The sequence below is a fragment of the Achromobacter pulmonis genome (assembly GCF_902859765.1).
GTDB lineage: Bacteria > Pseudomonadota > Gammaproteobacteria > Burkholderiales > Burkholderiaceae_B > Achromobacter > Achromobacter pulmonis.
Window position 1 is genome coordinate 18,358 of record NZ_CADIJV010000013.1, and the last position, 17,761, is coordinate 36,118.

At 68.3% G+C, this 17,761-nt stretch carries 10 protein-coding genes; 5 read left to right on the forward strand and 5 right to left on the reverse strand.

Translation table 11 applies throughout. The features are described 5' to 3' along the window. Window positions 1-1,629: a PepSY-associated TM helix domain-containing protein gene (locus tag HV701_RS12830; RefSeq protein WP_175133409.1), complete on the forward strand. Its 1,629-nt coding sequence runs from the start codon at window positions 1-3 to the stop codon at window positions 1,627-1,629. A gap of 38 nt (window positions 1,630-1,667) precedes the next feature. Here the strand turns inward: HV701_RS12830 and HV701_RS12835 are convergent, their stop codons facing one another. Beyond that, entirely contained in the window at window positions 1,668-2,600 is a 933-nt protein-coding gene (locus HV701_RS12835; protein WP_175133410.1) for a LysR family transcriptional regulator, read from the reverse strand. A gap of 99 nt (window positions 2,601-2,699) precedes the next feature. Between HV701_RS12835 and HV701_RS12840 the strand changes: the two genes are divergently transcribed. Together HV701_RS12840 and HV701_RS12845 are read left to right on the forward strand one after the other, a co-directional pair. Continuing rightward, the gene (locus HV701_RS12840; protein ID WP_175133411.1) at window positions 2,700-4,031 is read left to right on the forward strand and encodes an arylsulfatase; all 1,332 of its coding nucleotides are present in this window, start codon (window positions 2,700-2,702) and stop codon (window positions 4,029-4,031) included. Window positions 4,032-4,072: 41 nt separating this feature from the next. Continuing rightward, complete coding sequence (locus HV701_RS12845) at window positions 4,073-5,047, forward strand: Bug family tripartite tricarboxylate transporter substrate binding protein (RefSeq protein ID WP_175133412.1); 975 nt, start codon at window positions 4,073-4,075, stop codon at window positions 5,045-5,047. 14 nt (window positions 5,048-5,061) lie between these two features. On the opposite strand, the gene HV701_RS12850 is transcribed toward HV701_RS12845, so the two are convergent. Both HV701_RS12850 and HV701_RS12855 read right to left on the reverse strand, forming a co-directional pair. Continuing rightward, entirely contained in the window at window positions 5,062-6,024 is a 963-nt protein-coding gene (locus HV701_RS12850) for an N-carbamoyl-D-amino-acid hydrolase (protein ID WP_276512726.1), read from the reverse strand. Window positions 6,025-6,288: 264 nt separating this feature from the next. After that, complete coding sequence (locus HV701_RS12855; RefSeq protein ID WP_175133413.1) at window positions 6,289-9,684, reverse strand: autotransporter domain-containing protein; 3,396 nt, start codon at window positions 9,682-9,684, stop codon at window positions 6,289-6,291. A gap of 704 nt (window positions 9,685-10,388) precedes the next feature. On the opposite strand from HV701_RS12855, the gene HV701_RS12860 reads away from it, so the two are divergent. Then, window positions 10,389-11,996 (forward strand): methyl-accepting chemotaxis protein, encoded by a 1,608-nt coding sequence (locus HV701_RS12860; protein ID WP_175133414.1) that lies wholly within the window; start codon window positions 10,389-10,391, stop codon window positions 11,994-11,996. 760 nt (window positions 11,997-12,756) lie between these two features. Then, the gene (locus tag HV701_RS12865; protein ID WP_254595167.1) at window positions 12,757-14,571 is read left to right on the forward strand and encodes an autotransporter domain-containing protein; all 1,815 of its coding nucleotides are present in this window, start codon (window positions 12,757-12,759) and stop codon (window positions 14,569-14,571) included. Here HV701_RS12865 and HV701_RS12870 read toward each other — a convergent pair. Together HV701_RS12870 and HV701_RS12875 are read right to left on the reverse strand one after the other, a co-directional pair. Continuing rightward, entirely contained in the window at window positions 14,568-16,997 is a 2,430-nt protein-coding gene (locus HV701_RS12870; RefSeq protein ID WP_175133416.1) for a fimbria/pilus outer membrane usher protein, read from the reverse strand. The genes HV701_RS12865 and HV701_RS12870 overlap by 4 nt on opposite strands. Then, window positions 16,994-17,707, reverse strand: a complete 714-nt coding sequence (locus HV701_RS12875) for a fimbria/pilus chaperone family protein (RefSeq protein WP_175133417.1) — start codon at window positions 17,705-17,707, stop codon at window positions 16,994-16,996. Before HV701_RS12875 ends, HV701_RS12870 begins: the two co-directional genes overlap by 4 nt. Window positions 17,708-17,761: the final 54 nt, after the last annotated feature.

Sequence of the window (17,761 nt, forward strand, 5' to 3'; positions counted from 1 at the left end):
ATGAAAGCCGACTACATACGCATCTACAAGTCGGTCCACACCTGGACCGGCATCCTGGCGGGCATGGCGTTGTTCATCGCCTTCTATGCCGGCGCGCTGACGCTGTTCAAGGAACCCCTGTCGCGCTGGGCAACGCCGCCATCGGCACAGGCGCAGGTGCCGCTGGACGAAACCCCCGACCTGATCGCCCGGACCCTGGCGGCGCGGCCGGAGGTGGCCAAGGGCTTCGACATATACCTGCGGCAGACCGAAAACGTGCCGGCTCGGCTGGGTTGGGAAGTGCGCGACGCGCGGGCCGACGAGCACGATGAGTCGGCGGTGCGCCACTATGTCGCGGTGCCCGGGGCCGACGGCGGGCTGCGGCTGGAGCAGGCCGCGCCCAGCGGGCTGGCTGCGTTCATCGACGTGCTGCACCGGGTGGTGGGCCTGCCGGTCGACACCGACCCCAATCGCTGGATCATGGGGGTGATCGCCGCGCTGTACGCGCTGGCGCTGGTATCGGGTGTGGTGGTGCTGTTGCCCTCGCTGGTCAAGGATTTCTTCGCCCTGCGCATCGGCAAGAACCGCAAGCGCATGTGGCTGGACGCGCACAATGTGGTGGGCATCGTGTCGTTGCCGTTCCATCTGGTCATGGCGCTCAGTTCGGTGGTGTTCGCGTTCCATGACGGTATCTATGACCTGCAGGACAAGCTGATGTACCAAGGCAGGCTGGAGGCGGTGTTCCAGCGCCCGGGCGGCGCGGCCGGGGATGCGCCGCGGCGCGATCCGGCGGCCATGCTGGCGCCGCGTGAACTGTTGGCGCGGGCGCACGCGGCGGCCCCGGGTTTCGTGCCCGAGGTGCTGCAGTACCAGCAGGTCGACGGGCCGCGCGCGGTGGTGCGGGTGTGGGGCAAGGACCCGCGCGCGGTGTCGCCGCGCGCGCGCGGCGGCTTCGTGGCGATCGATCCGTACTCGGGCCGTATCGTCAACCGCGATTACCTTCCCGGCGCGCAAAGCGCCGCCAATCTGTGGATCAGCAGCTTCTTCGCCCTGCACATGGCGGCCTTTGGCGGCGTGACCGTGCAGTGGCTGTATTTCCTGCTGGCGCTGGCGGGCGCCTGGCTGTTCTACAGCGGCAACCTGTTGTGGATCGAAACGCGCCGCAAGAGCGCCGACCGCAAGACGGGCGCGATTCCGGCGCAGCGGCGCGACACGCGGCTGATGGCGGCGGCCACGGTAGGGGTCTGCCTGGGCAGCGTGTGCGGGATTTCGCTGATGATCGTCGCGGCCAAATGGCTCAATGGCCACGTCGCGGGCCTGGATGGCTGGCTGCGCGGGCTGTACTACACGGGCTTTTTCGCCAGCATCGCGTGGGCGTTCCTGCGGGGCGGCGCGATAGCAGGCGTGCAGCTGCTGTGGACGGCGGCGGCAGTGACGCTGGCGATTCCGTTGACGTCACTGGTGGGCGCGTTGTGGCCCGCCAGCGGCCTGTGGGCGCATACCTCGGCCGCGGCGTTGGCCGTGGATGCCACGGCACTGGTGGCTGCCCTGGGTTTTGCCGGGATGGCGCGGGCCAGCGCGCGGCGCGTTCGAGACGGCGCACGCGACAGCGTCTGGGCGCTTGGCGCCGAGGCGCGCGCGCGCACGTGATTCCGCGCGGCACTAAGAATGAGTCCGCGCGCGCGGCGCTAGGCCCGCTTGCCGCGCGTGGCCGCGGCCGCCTTGGCATCGCCGCCACACGCCAACACAGCTTCGCGGAACTCGTTCATCAGCGGCGACCAGGTGGTGCCACGGCGTGAGATCAAGGCAATACTGCGCCGCAAGGGTTGCCCCAGCGCCACCGGCAACGGCGTGACGGCCACCGTACCGGCCAGCGCGCTCAGCGGCAGCACGGCCAGCATGTCGCCCTCGGCCAGCAACTGCAACGATCCCGGAGAAAAATGCTCCACTTCGAGCGCCGCGGCCGGCGGCGTCAGGCCGGCCTCGGCGAACCGCGCATCCAGCATGCGGCGCACCACCGAGGTCGGGCGGGGCAGGATCCAGCGCTGCCCGGCCAGGTCGCGCCAGTGCAGGCGCGCCCGGGCGGCCAGGGGATGGCGCCGGCTGGCGGCCACGCACAAACCATCCTCGAACATGATCTCGTGGAGCAGGGTGGCGGGGCCGTCGGCATAGACCGGGGTTACCGCCAGGTCGAGGCCGCCGCGCTCGACCTGCTGGTTCAGGTCGTCGGACAGGCCTTGCGTGAGCTGCAGCCGCAGCGCTGGCCGGCGCGGCAGCAGGCGCCGCAGGGCGGGCATGACCACGCTATCCACCGTGACGCCGGTGGCGCCTACGCGCAACAGGCCGGCCTCGCCCATGCGCAGCTCCATCGCGTGGCGCACCGCGTCGCGGTACTCGGCCCAGAGCTTGTTGGCGTGCTGCAGGAACACCAGGCCCTCGGAAGAGAGCCGCAGGCCGCGCCCGTGGCGCTGCATCAGCGCCAGCCCGGTATCGGCCTCCAGCCGCCGCAACGACTTGGACAGCGCCGGCTGGCTCACGCCGCAGGCGGCGGCGGCGCGCTCCAGGTGGCCATGCTCGACCGCGGCCAGGAAGTACTCGATATCGCGCAATGACAGATTCATGAATCTTGGTTATTCCAGATCACACTTTCAGGAATGTTAAGACCGGATGACGCTTTTAGAATCCCGGACATACCCCGAGACCCTCCAGGAAACGCCGTTATGTCCCATCGCCCCAATATCGTGCTGATCGTCGCCGACAATCTCGGCTGGGGCGAGCTGGGCTGTTATGGCGGCGGGGCGCTGCGCGGGGCGCCTACGCCGCACATCGACCGGCTCGCCAGCGAAGGGCTGCTGTTGCAGAACTTCAACGTCGAAAGCGACTGCGTGCCGACCCGTTCGGCGCTGATGAGCGGCCGCCACCCGATCCGCACCGGCTGCCTGCAATCGGTGCCGCCGGGCCTGCCGCAGGGCCTGACGCGCGACGAGATCACGCTGGCGCAGCAGTTGTCGGGCCAGGGTTACGCCACGGCGCATTACGGCAAGTGGCACCTGGGCGACATTCCCGGCCGGTTTCCGTCGGATCGCGGCTTCGACCATTGGTACGGCATTCCGCGCACCACCGACGAAAGCCAGTTCACCTCGTCCATCGGTTTCGATCCCAGTGTGGCGGATCTGCCCTACATCATGGAGGGCCGCGCCGGCCAGGCGTCGACCCAGGTCAAGCTGTACGACCTGGACAGCCGCCGCGGCATCGACGCCGACCTGGTGCGCCACGCCCAGGCCTTCATGCGCGAGCAGGCGCACGCCGCGCGCCCGTTCTTCCTGTATCTGCCGCTGGTGCATCTGCACTTTCCGACGCTGCCGCATCCGGACTTCGCCGGCCGTACCGGCGCGGGCGACTTCGCCGACTCCATGGTGGAAATGGACCATCGCGTGGGCCAGATCGTGGCCGAGGTGGACCAACTGGGGCTGCGCGACGACACGGTGTTCATCTTCTGCAGCGACAACGGTCCGGAGTTCCGCAAGCCCTACCGGGGCACCGCCGGCCCCTGGAGCGGCACCTATCACACCGCCATGGAAGGCAGCCTGCGCGTGCCGTTCATCATCCGCTGGCCTGGCAAGGTGGCACCCGGCCGCGTGTCCAACGAAATGGTGCACGTGACCGACCTGTTCACGACGCTGTCGCGCATCGGCGGCGCCGACATCCCGGCCGACCGGCCGATCGACGGCATCGACCAGACCGACTTCTTCACTGGCGCGCGCGCCGATTCCACGCGCGAGGGCTTCCTGTTCTACATCAAGAACGAGTTGCGCGCGGTCAAGTGGCGCGACTGGAAGCTGCACTTCTATTGGGAACCCGAGGTCAACGAAGGCAAGGGCAAGCTCGAATCGCCTTACCTGTTCAATCTGAAACAGGACCCCAAGGAAGAAAGCGACATCCTGATCTTCAACACCTGGGTGCTCGGGCCGATGCTGAAAATGGTGCAGGCATTCAACCAATCCTGCGCCGAGCATCCCAACACCACACCCGGCCGGCCCGACCGGGATTGAGCCGCCCGCGCAGACGGGGGGCGTTCATACAAGGGGAAATCATGAAATCCGTCATCCGACGCTTCGCACTCTGGCTGGGGTGCGCCACGGCCCTGGCGCCAGCCTGGTCCGCGCAGGCCGAACCGGCCCTGGCCTGGCCCGCCCGGCAGATCACCTGGGTCGTGGGCTTCGTGCCCGGCGGCACCGCCGACGTACTGACCCGCGTTGCCGCGCAGGAACTCTCGCGCCGCAGCGGCCTGACGGTGGTGGTGGAAAACAAGGCGGGCGCGTCCGGCGCGATCGCGCTGCAACTGGTGGCGCGCAGCCAGGCCAGCGATGGCTACCTGATCACCGTGCCCGGGCCCCTCATCTATCCCAACCCGCAGCCGGCGATCGGCAAGGAACTTGCGCCGGTGATGCTGCTGGCGCAAGGGCCCATGGTGATTGTGGGGCCGGCCTCGCGCAGCCTGCCGGGCCTGGCCGAGGTGCTGGCCGATGCGCGCAAGCATCCCGAGGCGTGGAGCTTCGGCAGCTCGGGCAACGGCACGTCGCAACACCTGGCTGGCGAGCTGCTGAACCAGTACGCCGGCACGCGCATTATGCACGTGCCCTACAAGGGCGGCGGCCAGGCCGTTTCGGATGTCGCGGGCGGCCAGATTCCGCTGGCCATCCTGGGCTCGGCGCCGGTGCTGCCACAGATCCGCGCCGGCGTGCTCAAGGCCTATGCGGTCACCACGCGCGCGCGCCTGGCTTCGCTGCCGGATGTGCCCACCGTGGCTGAATCGGGCTTTCCGGACTACGACGCGAGCCAGTGGTTTTCAGTGGCGGCCTCGCCCGCGATCGACGCGGCGGTGCTCGACCAATTGAACGCGCTGCTGCGCCAGACGGTGCAGTCGCGCGCCTTCCAGGACGCGGTCGCCACCGCCGGCATGACCGCTGGCGGCGGCTCGCGCGCCGATTTGCAGCGCTTCATCGCCGATGACTCGGCCAAGTGGCGCAAGCTGCTCGACAGCGGCGCGATCAAGCTGGGCAACTGACGCGCCGTCCGCGTTCACGCCGGGTCCGCCGGCGTGGGCAGCGGCGCGCCGGCGCCGGTGCGCTCGACGATCAACTGGTAGTGGCGCGGGCTGCGGTGCTTGGCGAAATTGAACACGTGCTCGCGGAAGGTCTGGCCCATGGCCAGATCGATCCGGGCCGTGATGACTTCGTCCTCTTCATAGGTCGAGCGCGCCACGATTTCTCCGGACGGCGCCACGATCATCGAACTGCCGATCATGTGGTGGCCGTCTTCCGAGCCGCATTTGCCGGCCGCGCCGATCCACACGGCATTCTGGTAGGCGCTGGCCTGCAGCACGATCTCGTGCGTGCTGGTGCGCCAGTGCGCCGGTTCGTTCCAGTGGATGTTGAGCGAGGGCGTGTTGTAGCCCAGCACGATCAGCTCGGCGCTTTGCAGTGACATCACGCGGTAGGTCTCGGGCCAGCGGCGGTCGTTGCACAGGCACATGCCGACCTGGGTGCCTTCCAGGTCCCATACGCCGAAGCCCAGATCGCCGACTTCGAAGAATTTCTTTTCCAGGTGCTGGAAGGGCGCATCGGTCTTGTGGTCGTCGTGGCCGGGCAGGTGGATCTTGCGGTACTTGCCGATGATGCGCGCGGTCCGGTCGACCAGCACGGCCGTGTTGTAGCGGCGGCCGTCCGGCGTGATTTCGGCATAGCCAAGGTAGAAGCCGATGCCCAGGTCGCGGGCGGTGTCGAACAGCGGCTGCACGTCGGCGTTGGGCATGCTGCGCTCGAAGAAGCGCTCGACCGCCTCGGCTTCGCTCATCCAGTAGCGCGGGAAGAACGTGGTCAGCGCCAGTTCCGGAAAGACCACGAATTCGCTGCCGCGCGCGGACGCCTCGCGCATCATTTCGACCAGTCGTTTGACCACGGCGGCCCGATCGTCGGCCAGATGCACCGGGCCCATTTGCGCGACCGCCAGGCCAAGCTTGCGGCGGGTGGACGTTTTGCTCACAGGAAAGCTCCTCGTAGGGGGATCGAGGCCTGGCATGCGGCCCCTTGGATTCAAAGCGCGTAGATTGCCCGCTGGCGAGCGATAGGGGAACCCGGGGCGGACGGGCGCGGGCGCCCGTCCCGGAACTGGCGTTGTCCGGGTAAGTGGCTGTTTTGAATGATGATTTTTCAGCCCGGCTGGCGCGCGCGTGGCGCCGGGCATAACCCCGGCGCATGGGTCATGCGCAAAGATTGATAGGCGGGCGGAGCGTGCGCGCCGCGCGCCTTACGGGAAGCGCCAGCGCAGCCCCGCCGACAGGCCATTGCTGGCCACGCCGCCACGGCCGAATTGCAGGGTGCCGTTGACGAACCAGGACAGCGCGTTGCCGAGCTGGGCGCGGACGCCCATGCCGACCCAGCCGCTATGGCGCGGCAGCCCGATGCCTTCGACCTGGAAGCTGGCGTCGGGGGCGCCGCCAAAGGCGGCCGTGAAGTCCAGCCGCGCCGGATTGCCGTAGCGGTAGGCGCCATAGGCGCTGAAGGTGGTGAGGCCGCCGGCCCAGTCCACCGGCGCGGCGCGCAGCCGCAGGCCCAGCAGTCCGGCGCTCTGGTCGTAGGCGCGCGCGCCGGACTTCAGGGCGAAGGGATGGCTGCCCTCGTCGATGGCGCCGCGCCGCAGGTGGTCGTGCGACAGGCCCACGAACGGGGTGAGGCGGCTGCCATGGCCGGCGAAGGCGTGGCCGGCTTCAAGGTACAGCGAGGTCAGGCCGTCGGCGCGCCCGCTGTCCAGGCGCGTGGTGGCGCCCACCAGGACATCGCGGCGGACGTCGGCGTGGATCCATTCATGGCCGGCGCGGGCCGCCACATAGGGCCCCTGGTCGGCGCCCAGGCGCGCATACAGCGATAGCCCGGCGCCCTGGCTCCTGGCGCGGCCGCCGTAGCTGTCGAAGCTGGCCTTGGCGTCAGACCAGGCCAGGGCGATGCCCACCACGGTGTCGGCGTTGATGGCGTGGTCGAAGCCGGCCTGGCCGCCATACAGGCGGGTGTTGGCGCTGGCGTAGCCGGACTGGCGCAGCCGGCCCGTGGCGCCGATCATGTTGACCCAGCCGCCGGTGCGCGCGCCGGACGGCGCGAGGTCGTCGAGGCGGTCGGTCAAGGCGCGGTCCACCGTCTGCGCCTGCTGGAATGCCAGCGCCTGCGACGAGGCGTGGATCTGTCCGCTGACGCTGTCCAGGGCGGCGGCCAGCGACGTGGCGTCGGCCACGGCTTGCAACTGGGCCGCGCCCGCGACGAAGGCGTCGCTGACGCGGGCCTCCGCGCCCAGCGCTTTCTCGTCGGCGGCCTGGAAGGCGGTTTCGACGGCTTGCGCGGCGGCCAGCCGGCCGGGCTGGCCGGCGTACAGGCCTTGCGCCACCTCCGCGACGTCCTTGCGCGCCACGTTCAGGTCGACCTGGGTGGCCGAGTAGTCGGGGCTGACCGCATACAACAGGCCCGCGCCCGCGGTCACCGTGCCGAAACGGCCGATCACCGCGCCGGCCTTGACCGCGGTCTCGCGCGACATGACGACGTAGGCGTCGTCCGGTTTGGTGACCACCAGGGTGGAATCGTTCAGGCTGGCGGCGCCATCGACCGTCAGGGCCGTGCCGAGCTGGGTGGTCAGGTTGGCTTCGCGCTCGGCGGTGTAGTCGCCGAGGATGTGCAGGCCATTGCCGTCGGTCCGCAGTGTGCCGCGGTTGTCCACCGAGCGTCGCGCCACGCCGCCGTCGGCGCTCAGGGCGCCGTCAGGCTGGATGGCGATGTCGCCGGCAAGGCTGCCGTACAGCTCGACGGTGCCGTTGTTGATGGTGGTGGTGCCGGCGTAGCTGTTCTGGCCCCACAGCACCAGCGTGCCGGTGCCGCCCTTGGTCAGGCCGGCGTCGCCGCCGATGTCGTTGAAGAACTCCGAGCGCATGTCATCGAAACTGGCCACGAAGTCGCCGCCAAGCGTCAGGCGCGTGTCGAACAGGGCGGGGCCGCGCACGGCGCGCTCAATGTTCAACTTGCCCCAGCCAAAGCGCGCCCGGTCGCCCAGGTCGTCGGTGGTCGACAGCACGGTCTGGCGCAGGGCGCTGTTGTCCATCCAGGGATAGGCCTGCGCCACCAGCGCCGCGGTGGCCGCGACCATGGGCGCGGCGAACGAAGTGCCGGTGAGGGATTTGGCGCGCGTGCGTACGCTCAGGCACCAGTTCGCCGCGACACCGCAGGCGTCGGACCACAACGCGAGATTATCAGCCCCGGACTCCAATTGCGTGACCGTGAGCCAGCCGCGTTCAAGCGCGGGCATGACATACGGCGCGCCCGCGATCAGGTAGGGATTGTCCCGCGATTCGTTGCCGTTGGCCCAGACCAACAACTGGTTGTTGCGGGTCACGGCGGTCAAGTACATCGGGAAATAACCCCTGACGGTGGCTGAGTCGGGCCGGGCTTCGCTACCGTCTGGCAGCGCCTGCGAGGCGACGATGGTGAAGGACCAGGAGTTGTTGATGATCCTGACCCCGCGCGCGTTCATGGCGGTCATCAGGTTTTGCAGGTGTACGTTCGAGAAGCTGGTAGGCCGGTTGGCCTGGTACAGGTTGACACCGGTGGCCACACCCCTGGGAAAGCTGTCGCCCGCCACGCTCTGGCCGGCGAGGACGCGGCTGACCATGGCGCCGTGGGTGGTGACCGCGCCCCTGGCGTCAGTAGGCTCGGCGGATTCCGGGGCGATGACCTCGCGCAGCGCGCCGGCCACCGCGGTCTTGTGGTGATCCTTGGCGGGGTCGGCTTCGAAGCCATTGTCGATCACGCCGACATTGACGCCGGTGCCGTCGAACGCGGTCACCAGCGGCACCGCCGGCATAGGCGACGTGGGCCGCCAGCCGGGAATGCCGCCGTCGCTGATGGGCACGGGCGGGCCGATCGGAATGGGGGCGGGCAGCGGCTCGGCGGGCTCGACGGGAACGGCGGTTGGGCCGGCGGAGGTGTCGGTATCGGCTGAGGTGTCGGTATTGACGGGTGTGTCGGTATTGACGGGTGTGTCGGTATCGGCGGGCGTGTCGGTATTGACGGGTGTGTCGGTATCGACGGGCGTGTCGGTATTGACAGGTGTGTCGGTATTGACGGGTGCGTCGGTATCGACGGGCGTGTCGGTATTGACGGGGGCGTCGGTATCGACGGGCGTGTCGGTCTTGACGGGTGTGTCGGTATCGGCGGGCGTGTCGGTATTGACGGGTGTGTCGGTATCGGCGGGCGTGTCGGTATTGACGGGTGCGTCGGTATCGACGGGCGTGTCGGTCTTGACGGGTGTGTCGGTCTCGACAGGCGCGTCGGTCTCGGCTGGTGGGACCGTGTCGTCGGGCGGGACTGGCGTGTCGGGCGCAGGCTCGACGGGAACGGCGGTAGGGCCTGGGTCGGCGGACGTACTGGAGTCGTCAGGCGTGCCGGTATCAGCGGGTGGGAGAGGCGCGACGGGTATGGGTTCAACGGGCACCGGCTCGACAGGAACAGGCTCGGCGGGAACGGCGGCTGGGTCCGGGTCGGCGGGCGTGTCCGTATCGGCGTGGGCGTCAGGATCTGCGGGCGCGTCAGGATCGTCAGGAAGCGCCGGCGCAACCGGGGCGGCCGGTTCATCAGGATTGTCGGGTGCGACCGGATCGACAGTCACGACAGGCTCGTCGCGCGTACCTGGGTCCACCGGCTCGACAGGCGCAACCGGAACCACTGGAACAACCGGAACAACCGGAACAACTGGATCCACCGGCGCGGCTGGCGCCGCCGTGTTCTCGCTACCGCTGCCGCCGCCTGCGGGGCCGGGCAGGGGCGCGTTCGCCCCCGAGGCGCCTTGACGCGAACCGCCACCGCCACCGCCACCGCCACCGCAGGCGGCCAGGATGGACAGGGCAAGAATGGACAGGGCGCGTCGGGATGCGATCCGCAGGGATCCGGGTGTGCGCATGGTGGGACGGGTCTCCGTGAACGTCTGGGCCTCGCGAGCGAGGCGTGAAGGGGGGCATTGCCCTTGAGCCAGTCCCGGTTCTTTGCAATGCCCCGGGCTCGACGCCGCACCATGCTCACCGCCGCGCATTAACCCGACGTTAGCGGGCGGCGAGACTGCAAAAGCGCGCGCGCGTTCTCGGACTGAACAACGGATTTGTCCACCGTCCCACGCGCTGCGCGCGCATTGCAAAAATTTATAGAGGCCTTAAGCAAATGCTTGAACCAGCAGCGGGAAAAGTCGCAAAAACCCGCTTTTCCTAGTGTTATCCCGGCCGGTGCCTTGGTCCTACGATGCAAGTCCGGCTCAACACAGCCCCGGCACAACAACAGGCGGTATCACGCCATCGGGCCGCGGCACCCTAGGGAGCAAGCATGTTTCGGCTTTTTTCTGGTTTGCGTATCCGTGCCCGCCTGTCGGGCGCATTTCTGATGGTGGCGCTATTGGGAGGCGCGATCGGCGCTTTCGGCGTCTGGGCCATGGCCCGCATCAACGACATGAACACCGAGCTTTACGATGTCGAGCTGCGTGGCCTGACCGCAATCAAGGACGCCAACCTCCAACTGGTGTACGCCGGCCGCGCCCGCAACAGCTACCTGGCGGCGACCAGCGAGCGCGAGCGCGAGGCCATCCGTCAGCAGTTCGACACCGCCGTGAGCAAGCTGGACGCGTTGCGCGAGCGCGCCCATGGCTACTTCCACACCGAGGAAGGGCGCCGCATGCTGGTGTCGTTCAAACAGATGGAAGACGCCTGGCGGCGCGACGCCGATGCGTTCTTCAACGAAGCCGCCAGACTGCCGCTGATGCAGAAGGATCCACGCGCCGTCGAGATCGAAAAGCAGTTGATCGCGTCTTCGGAAATGCTGGACGCCCTCATGGCAAAACTCGCCCGCAACAAGGAAAACGCCACCGCGCAGTCGGTGCAGGCCGGTTCCGATCTGTATGAGCGCACCCGCGACATCATGGTCGCGCTGTCGTTCGGCGGCGTGGCGCTCGGGATTCTACTGGGCTGGCTGATGACGCGCGGCATCGTCGGGCCGCTCGGCCAGGCGGTGAACGCGGCGCGCCAGGTGGCCGCCGGCGACCTGACCGGCGACATCCGCGTTCTCAGCCGCGATGAGACCGGTGACCTGATGACCGCGCTCAAGGACATGAACGACGGCCTGGCGTGCATTGTGCGCGACGTGCGCGATGGCTGCGAAGGCATTGCCGCGGCCTCTTCCGAGATCGCGCAGGGCAATGCCGATCTGTCGCAACGCACCGAGGCGCAGGCGGCGTCGCTGGAAGAAACCGCGGCGTCGATGGAGCAACTGACCAGCACCGTGCAGTTGAACGCCAACCATGCGAGTCAGGCCGAGCAGCTCGTCACCCGCGCCTCCAGCGTGGCCACGCGCGGCGGCGAGGAAGTCGACGGCGTGGTGCGAACCATGGAAGCGATCGCGGAAAGCTCGCGCCGGATCGCCGACATCACGAACGTGATAGATGGCATCGCGTTTCAGACCAATATCCTGGCGCTCAATGCCGCCGTCGAAGCCGCGCGCGCTGGCGCGCAGGGCCGCGGCTTCGCGGTGGTGGCCGGCGAGGTCCGCACGCTGGCGCAGCGTTCGGCGGTGGCGGCCAAGGAAATCAACGCGCTGATCAACGAATCGGTCAGCCGCGTCGAGGACGGCACCCGCCAGGCCGACGAGGCCGGCCGCACCATGCGGGAAGTGGTGGAGAGCGTGCACCGCACCGTGACGCTGGTTCGCGAGATCGCGGGCGCCTCGGTCGAACAGTCCACCGGCATCGGCCAGGTCAATCAGGCCGTGGCGCAGATGGACGACGTCACCCAGCAGAACGCCGCGCTGGTGGAGCAGGCCGCCGCCGCGGCCGTCAGCATGCGCGAGCAGTCCGGCCGGTTGGCGCAGCAAGTGCGGCGCTTCAAGGTGCATGCGGAGGCGGTGCCGGTGGGGCCGGCCGGGGCCGGCGCCACGCCGCCCTGACGGCAGGCTCGGGGTATTCCCGGCTAAGACAATTCCGGTTTTTTTCGAGGACGAAATCAGCACTTCTCCGGCTGGTAGATTGAGTTTCACAGTGAAATCAAACGTTCGTTTTGGTAAACGCTGTTCAAAAAAACTGTCGCATGGCGTGCTGCCAAGCCAAGTGCCTGAGCGGGCGGCCATGACGATGGCTTCGACTCAATAAACTGGAGGAGACAGTCGCATGATTGATTCAAGGTACCCGAAGCGCCGGCGCAAGGCGCGGATGATGGCGATCGCGCTGGCCGCCGTGCTGGGCCCCCAACTGAACGCCCTGGCCTCGCCCTATGACGAGGTCATTTTCCTGGGCGATTCGCTCACTGATACCGGGGCAATCGCCGCAAAGTCGTTTACCGGGAAGTATGTACTCGGGCCGGATGGAAGGTCCCTGCCGGAGTATTTCATGCAAGGTCCGGGGCAGGCCGAGGCGCAAAAGGCTACGGATCTGATCATGGGCCAAATTAAAGCGAATAGGGCAGACGTAGTTGATTTTGCACAACAAGCTGTCCAGGACGCAATATTAAAAGCTGCCAGTTCGTGGCTAGGCGGCGCTATGTCGTGGGTGGGCGGCCCTCTAAATAGCGCCGTCTCACCGCAGATACCCGATCTCGTCGATCAAGCGATGGTGACGGGAAAACCCCGGATTCTAGAGGTATTGAAGACCCAGGTCCTGCCAAATTATGCCCTCCACCTGGCGCAGCCATTATCCCGCGCCGCATCCACGATGACGGTAGCCGACACGGCCTACATTCTCTGGGGCAGGCCCCTGCTGCCCGCCCACACGACCAATCCGGATTCCACCTGGGCGTTCCATCTGGCCCGGGCCTTGGGTGGTGGCAATGCGGATGCCTGGAAACCGGCGGGGGATGGCGGCAACAACTACGCCTGGGGCGGCGCGCGCACGACACAGGCCACCCAATACCTATTGCCCGAGCTGGATACCGGGATGGGGAAAGTGTCCCTGCACTACATGATTCCCTCGGTCAAAGATCAGATCTCGGCGCTGTTGCAGAGCCGCCCTGGGGGCCTGAGCCGCAACGGCCTGTATTCGGTCTGGGTGGGCGCCAACGATCTGATGGCGACGATGGAGACCTATCAAGGTTCGTTGGCGGTACCCGTGACGCGGGCCGACGCCGCACGGCAGGTGCTGGCGATCTCCGGCCAGACCGCCGTCGACGTCGCCGGCCAGGTCATGCGCTTGCGCGACGCCGGCGCGGGCACCGTGCTCGTCGTCAACCTGCCCGACATTGGCCGCACCCCCCGGGCGCTGGGCTTGCCGGCCCAGGCGCGCAGCCTGTTGAGCTACATGGCCTCGACCTTCAATGATTCGCTGAACAGCCAGCTCGCGGATTACCAGGGCAACCTGGTCGCCCTTGATGTCCATGGTCTGCTCAATGAGGTGATCGACCATCCGCAGCGCTACGGCCTGCGCAACGTGACCACGCCCGCGTGTGGGGCCGAGGCGGCGATCTGGTGCGGCCGCGCCAACCTGGTGGCGCCCGATGCGGACCGTACCTATCTGTTCGCGGACGGCATCCACCCCAGCGGCATCGGGCACGCGCTGCTGTCCGATTACGTGCTGTCGGTGCTGCAGGCGCCCACCCGCATCGGCCTGCTGGCCGAAGCGCCGGTGGCGGGCACGCGCGCCAGCCTGTCCGCGATCGGAGACCGTCTGCGCGTGCGTGACAACACCTCCGGCGTGCAGACCTATGCCTCGTATCAGCGCGCCAGCGATAGCCAGCGTGGCGGCGACGCCTGGAAGCCCGGCTTCGGCAACCGCATGGACATGTTGCTCATTGGCATCGACGGCGGCGTTGGCCAGAACTGGCTCGTGGGGGTCGGCGCGTCCCAGGTCCAGCACCACGCCACGCTGGGACGGGACGCCGGCTGGTTCCGCCTTGGCCAGACCCAGTTGTCGGCGTACGGCCGTTATCGCACGGGCGATTGGTCGGCGGCGCTGATCGGTAGCGTTGGCTACCTGAGCTATGGCGACGTGGCCCGCGAGTTCGCCATCGGGCCTGCCCGCTTGCGCGAGCAGGGTTCGACTACTGGGACGACCTCCGCCTTGTCCGCCTCGACGCAATACGACTGGCATGCGGGCGCCTTCACGTTGATCCCTTCGCTCGGCCTGACCTGGCAAAACATCAATGTCAGGGGCTACAACGAGTCGCGCGATGGCGGGCGCACCGCGACCAGCATGAATTACCGCGAACAGACCCGGCGCTCGCTGGCGTCCACGCTGGGGCTGCGCCTGCAGGCCGATCTGCGCCATGGCGAGTACCTGTGGCGACCCTACGCCGGCCTGGCCTGGGAGCACGAGTTCCAGCGCAAGACCCGCGAAGTGCGCGGCCACTTGCGCGGCATGGCGGGCAGCTTCGGGCAGACCATCGCAATGGCGCCGGCCGACCGCATGCTGGTCTCGGCCGGCCTGAGCGTCGCCAATGGCGGCGCCTGGAGCGGGCGGGTGGGCTACCAGGGCCGCTATGGCGGCGGGGAGCAGTCGCGAGCGGTGCAGGCCTCGGTGCAATACCGGTTCTAGCCGCGCGCCGCGCTGGCCGCCATGCGGCGGCACAGCGCGGCGGCGTCTTCGTAGGGCCGGTCGGGGTCGGGTTTGGCCACCGGCTGGAATTCCAGGATGCATTTGCCGCCGTCCTTCAGGCCCACCTGCAGCGGCAGCGCATACGCGTCATCCAGGAAGATCTGGCCGCGCCGGCCCACCAGGGTGATGACATGGCCGCGCCCATCCATCACCGGCAGCCGCTCGGCCAGCGGCTGCCGGTCATCGGCCGACACCGCCGACAGCAGATAGCGCTGCACCTGGCGCAGATTGAAGTCCACCACCTGCACCGCGCCGCGCGCCGGCTTGAGCGACTGGATGCCGTTGGGCAGGTTGGCGTTGCGCGGCAGGCTGGTGGTGTTGATCTCGACCGCGCTTTCGCTGTAGGCGGGCAGCTCGGGGATGACCGCGTGGCCCCAGGCGTCAGTCCAGGTCGGCCCGGCCGGCGTCTGGATCTCCACCCCGCCCAGGTTGCCGACCTTGGCGATGCCGAACGTATCGCCCACTTGGTGCGGCGAAAACGCCACGGCGCCGCCGGCCGCCACCACCGCGCCCTGCACGCCCCAGTTGGTCGACACGCCGCCCTGGGCATCGCGGTTGGCCGACAGATTGACGCGGGCATAGCGCGGCAGCGTATCGATCGCCACCGACGAATTGACGGCGTGGCCGGGATTGGCCACGCTGGAGCTCAGGTTGTAGCTGAACTGCGGGCTGAGCGTGTCGGAATAGCTCGCCCCGACCGCGCTGCTGTCGCCGGCCTTGCTGACGTACACGCCGGCGCTGGCGCTACCCAACGGAAAACTGAGCGTCAGGAAATACTGATTGTCCGTGTACGCGCGCGTGTCCGCGCTCAGGTCCCGGGCCGCCGACAGCGTGACCGACGCGCGTCCGAAACTGCGGTTCCACGACAAGGTGGCGCGTTGACGCGTGGCGTCCACGCCGCCCAGGCGGCTGGCGGAATAGGTCGCTGACAGCGAGCCCAGCGTGGGCTGGAACCAGGATACGCCGGCCGTATAGGTCTGGCTCGCCCTGGCGCCGGCGCGTGGGTCGCGGGTGCGTTGCAGCACCTGCGCCAGGTCGCGGTAGTCCTCGGTCTGCCAGGTCGCCGAGACATTGGTGGACAGGCGCTCCAGGGGCGAAAGCGACAGGGTCGCGGCAATCTGCCGGCCCTGGCGCCTGGCGCCGTCGGCCGAGGCGCTCGACATGCGGATGCCGATCGAGCCGTTGAGGGCGGCGCTGGGCGAGGCGGCGAAGGTGGCCGCCAGGGCGCGGTAGGGCGCCGACACCAGCAGGCCGGCATTGAGGGTGCTGTGCTCGCCCAGGTTCCAGCCATTGCTCGCGGTGGCCACCAACGGGGTCTGGCTGTCACTGCCCCGGTAAGCCTGGTAGCGTCCCACCGCGACCGAAAGCCCCGGCGCCGTGGTGTTGCGCACGGCGCCGAAGGAAGCCGCCGGCACCACGAACTGCTGCCGTTCGCCATTGCTCGCGATCACCTGCACGTCCAGGTCGGCGTTGCCGCTGATGATGGGAACGTCGCTGATGGTGTAGGCGCCGGCCGGCACCTGCGTCATCAGGATCAACGTGCCCAGTTGCCGCACTTCGATCCGGCTCTGGCCGTTGGCGATGCCGCTGAAGCCGACGCCTGAGGCCTGGGTCTGGCGCAGCGCGTATTCCGGGAACAGCTGCGCGCCGCGCAGGGTGCCCACGGCGAACAATGAGCCGGTGGGGGATATCTGGCCCGCCTGGAACGTGGCGCGCAACGCCGGCACGGCGCGCTGCGCATAGGTGTCGCCCTGGGTGAAGGTCGAACGTCCGCCTTGCGAGTAATAGTCCTGGCGGCTGCGCACAATCCAGTCGGCGATGTTCAGGCCGGTTTCGCTGTAGGCGCGCAGGTACTGATAGCCGGTGTCGCCATTGCCGCTGCGCGCGCCGCTGATGTTGTAGTTGAGCAGGGCGGCGACACCGCCCGACGCGTATTGCCCCACCATGGATTCCTCGACCGGCGCGCGCGCGGCCAACGGTGTGACGATGTCGACCTGCGCCTGATTCGGCAACTGCGTGATGGCGGTTTCGGGGTAGGCCTTGCGATAGTCCGGGCAGTCCTGGTCGGCGGTGCCGTCCGGCACCTTCAGGCCGGCGCGCCGCAGCAGGTCGGGGGTGAAGCAGAGCGTGCCTTCCTCGTCGAAGCGCACGTCGGCCGTTCCCAGGTCGGCGCCGTTGACCCGCAGGCGTACCCGGGTGACGCCCGGCAGAAAGCGCGCGGTCTTGCTGAAATAGGCGGCCGTTTCCGGCGAGATGCCCAGCCGGCGCAAGGTCTGCGGGTCGAATTGCTGCGCGAACGCGGCGGGGGAGACCATCATGCTGAGCAGGACGGCCAGGCCCACGGCCGGGTACGCGAGCGGGTTCATTTCCCGGGCGTCGGCTTGCAGCCGTTGCCTAAGGTGATCGCGTGCTGGCCCGCGGCGTAACCGTAGACGGTCGCCGGCCAGATCGTTACCGTGCCGGTGGCGGCGGCGCGCTTGCCGGCCAGGGGCAGTTCGAAACGTTCACCGGGCAGCAGATAGGTCTTGGGCAGCGGCAGGTTGACGTTGCCGCTGTCCAGGCGCGCCTGTTGGGCCATTCGCACCACGTAGCCGCTGTCATTGCACAGGCGCAGTTTGCCGCCGTCGACGCTGGCGCTCAGGCGGGTCCAGGGGTCTTTCAGCTTTTCCAGCCCGCGCGGCTGGATGATCACCGGGATGTTCTGGCGAAAGGTCGTCTGCACCTGATTGTCGGCATCGCGCGCGAAGGGAATGCCCTCGAAGGTGGCGCGCTTGAGGCGCTGCGTGGCCAGCGGGCCCTTGCGGGTCAGCATGAAGCGCACCAACTGCGATTGGCCGGCTTCCAGACGAGCCATCGGCGGGGTCACGACCAGCAGTTCTTCGGTGTCCTCGGCGACGTTCTCGATCGCCGAATAGAGCAACACCGGCGCGGTGTCGGTGTTCTGTACGGTCATGGTGCCCTCGCCGGTGGCCTCATCGACGATGAGCACCGAGCTTTCGGGCACCACGCCGGCGGCGCCGGCGGCGTTGGCCAGCAGGGCGCCGGCCAGGGAAACAAGGGTCAGGAAGGTTTTCATGGCAGCAGGTAAAAGACGTGTTGATGCCGGCCGCAAGCGGCCCGCGGTAATGGC

What these genes read in the sequence shown, in the direction of transcription:
- HV701_RS12845 (WP_175133412.1), top strand. Translation starts at nt 4,073, where the DNA reads ATGAAATCCGTCATCCGACGCTTCGCACTCTGGCTGGGGTGCGCCACG.
- HV701_RS12865 (WP_254595167.1), top strand. Translation starts at nt 12,757, where the DNA reads ATGACGGTAGCCGACACGGCCTACATTCTCTGGGGCAGGCCCCTGCTG.
- HV701_RS12830 (WP_175133409.1), top strand. Translation starts at nt 1, where the DNA reads ATGAAAGCCGACTACATACGCATCTACAAGTCGGTCCACACCTGGACC.
- HV701_RS12875 (WP_175133417.1), bottom strand. Translation starts at nt 17,707, where the DNA reads ATGAAAACCTTCCTGACCCTTGTTTCCCTGGCCGGCGCCCTGCTGGCC.
- HV701_RS12860 (WP_175133414.1), top strand. Translation starts at nt 10,389, where the DNA reads ATGTTTCGGCTTTTTTCTGGTTTGCGTATCCGTGCCCGCCTGTCGGGC.
- HV701_RS12835 (WP_175133410.1), bottom strand. Translation starts at nt 2,600, where the DNA reads ATGAATCTGTCATTGCGCGATATCGAGTACTTCCTGGCCGCGGTCGAG.
- HV701_RS12840 (WP_175133411.1), top strand. Translation starts at nt 2,700, where the DNA reads ATGTCCCATCGCCCCAATATCGTGCTGATCGTCGCCGACAATCTCGGC.
- HV701_RS12870 (WP_175133416.1), bottom strand. Translation starts at nt 16,997, where the DNA reads ATGAACCCGCTCGCGTACCCGGCCGTGGGCCTGGCCGTCCTGCTCAGC.